Annotated in this window: 2 protein-coding genes; one reads left to right on the forward strand and one right to left on the reverse strand. The window is 68.5% G+C overall.

What is annotated here, in order from left to right; genetic code table 11:
* On the reverse strand, nucleotides 1-1,316 hold a 1,316-nt coding region (locus FFS27_RS31685; protein ID WP_096261008.1), incomplete at its 3' end, for a phospholipase.
* Nucleotides 1,317-1,532: 216 nt separating this feature from the next.
* On the opposite strand from FFS27_RS31685, the gene FFS27_RS31690 reads away from it, so the two are divergent.
* Nucleotides 1,533-2,345 (forward strand): MFS transporter (locus tag FFS27_RS31690; protein ID WP_137952500.1); only part of this gene is annotated, 813 nt, incomplete at its 3' end.

Raw genomic sequence — 2,345 nt, forward strand, 5'->3', positions numbered from 1 at the left:
GCCCCACCCTCCTCCGTCTCCAACGCCGCCCTGGCGATGTTCCGGCTATGCGCGCCGAAATGCCCGATCAGTTCGATCAGTTGCGCGTTCAGCACCGCATTGTCGTGGGCCTCGGGGCGTGGCTGGTTGCTCTCGCTGAAGTCCTGCGCGGCGGAGGCCGGGCGGGCGGCCAGCCATTCGCCGATGGCGGCGTCGAAGGCCGCGGCGTGGGCGTTCGACTCGGCGGCCACCACCTCGCGCAAGTAGGTCGGCGAATAGGCCGGATAGGCACCGTCGCGGCGGGTGTCGGCGTAGGCGTCGAGCATCGGCTGCGGGCGGCCGTCGCGGAGCAGTTGGCGCAGCCAGTCGAACTGGTATTTCTCCACCGCGGTATGGCGGTTCGCGACACGCTCGATGGCCGCCTGCTTTTCCTCCGGGTAGCCGAGCAATGCCTTGCCCTCCATCTGTAGCATCGCCGCCAGGCTGGCACCGGGCAGCGGCGTGGAGTGGTAGGGCTGGGTGATGTCCTGGATGTAGTGCATGCCCCAGCCAAGGAACCGGTAGCCCCAGTAGGGATGACCGTTGGCGAAGGCGAAGCGGGACAGGCCGAAGTACTGGTAGGCACGCCATTCCGGCCAGGCCCGGGCGAGGAACGGCGCGCCGCTGTAGATCACCGCCGCCTCGTGGTAGAAGCCCATGTGGAACGGCGCCTGGGAGCTGAACTCGAAGCGCGGGTCGCCGAATGGCTGGGTGCCGAAGCCGTAGCGCTGGCCGGCCTCGCCGGGGTTGTCGCTGAACAGGTTGATGTCGTGGCCGTAGTCCGGTTCGTCGGCGGCGGTGGCCAGCACTGCCAGGGGCGCGACTCGCTCGCCGGGCTCCAGGCGGATGAAACGCCAGGCGGTCCACGGCGAGAGGTTCTGGAACACCAGCACCTCCTGTGGCTTGAGGTGCGGGCGCTGCGGCTGGTCCTGCCCGGGAAGCGGCTGGATCGCCAGCGCCAGGCGGATCTCCGGGTTGACCCGCAGCGCCGCGAGGAACGCCTGGCGCAAGTCGCCGGCCTCGCCCTCGGCGGCGAAGCGCAGGGCGTCCGGACGCGCCGGGTAGTTGCCGATATGCGCACGGGCGTAGGCTTCCTGCTCATCCAGCAGGGCGGCCAGTCCGCCGCGCTCGGCGGCGAGGAACGCCTCCAGCGGCTCCACCTCGACTTCCGGCGCCTCGCGGATGGCCGCCAGCTCGCGCAATGCCAGGTAGCTGCCCACCGTATGGTTGGACCAGGCCCACAGGCTCGGCGAGACGACCCACGCCCCCAGCAGCAGGCAACGCAACAGCAACTTCATCGGCTTTTCGCTCTTGTCTCGACTCGGTGCCGGCAAGCCTACCAATGCGGGACACCCAGGGCACTGTCCTGCCTGGACATCGGAACTCTCCGATAGCGCCATCGGACCAATGTCTATCCACGCCGGGCCGGCCCCATGACCGCCATCAATGGCGCCCAGGCGCCAGGCGGCTAGACTTTCCCGACATCAGGCACGCTGATACAAGGCACCCATCTGATGCTCCAGTCCGTTTCGCCCAAGCACGACCTGCCCCTCAAACCCGAAGGCCAAGCGGCCAAGCCAGAACGCACCGGCACCTGGGCGCCGTTCTCGATCCAGGCCTTCCGCATCATCTGGATCTGCAACCTGTTCGCCAACCTCGGCACCTGGGCCCAGTCGGTGGCCGCCGCCTGGGTGGTCACCGACGCCCACGCCAGCCCGCTGATGGTGGCGATGATCCAGGTCGCCGCGGCGCTGCCGCTGGTGCTGCTGTCGATCCTCTCCGGGGTCATCGCCGACAACCACGACCGGCGCAAGATCATGCTCTGGGGGCTCAGCTTCGAGATGACCGGAGCGATGTTCGCCACCCTGCTGGCCTTCCTCGGCTACCTCGACCCGGTGCTGCTGATCATCTCCATCCTCTGGATCTCCCTCGGCGGGTCGGTGACCATCCCGGCCTGGCAGGCGGCGGTCAACGAGCAGGTGCCGGCGCGCATGGTCAGCGACGCGGTGCTGCTCAACAGCGTCAACTACAACGTCGCCCGCGCCGCCGGCCCGGCCCTCGGCGGCCTGTTGCTGAGCGCGGTGGGACCGGCCTGGGTGTTCCTGTTCAACAGCTTCTGCTACATGGCCCTGATCTGGGCGATCTGGCAGTGGCGGCGCGACGTGCCCAAGCGCAGCCTGCCGCCGGAAGGCATCCTCGAAGGCGTCACCGCGGCGCTGCGCTTCACCCAGTACTCAACCGTCACCCGCCTGGTGATGATGCGCTCCTTCGCCTTCGGCCTCTCCGCCAGCGCGGTCTGGGCCCTGACTCTTATAAACATCTCCGAC

This window comes from Pseudomonas sp. 2VD (assembly GCF_005503585.1).
Classification (GTDB): Bacteria; Pseudomonadota; Gammaproteobacteria; order Pseudomonadales; family Pseudomonadaceae; genus Pseudomonas; species Pseudomonas aeruginosa.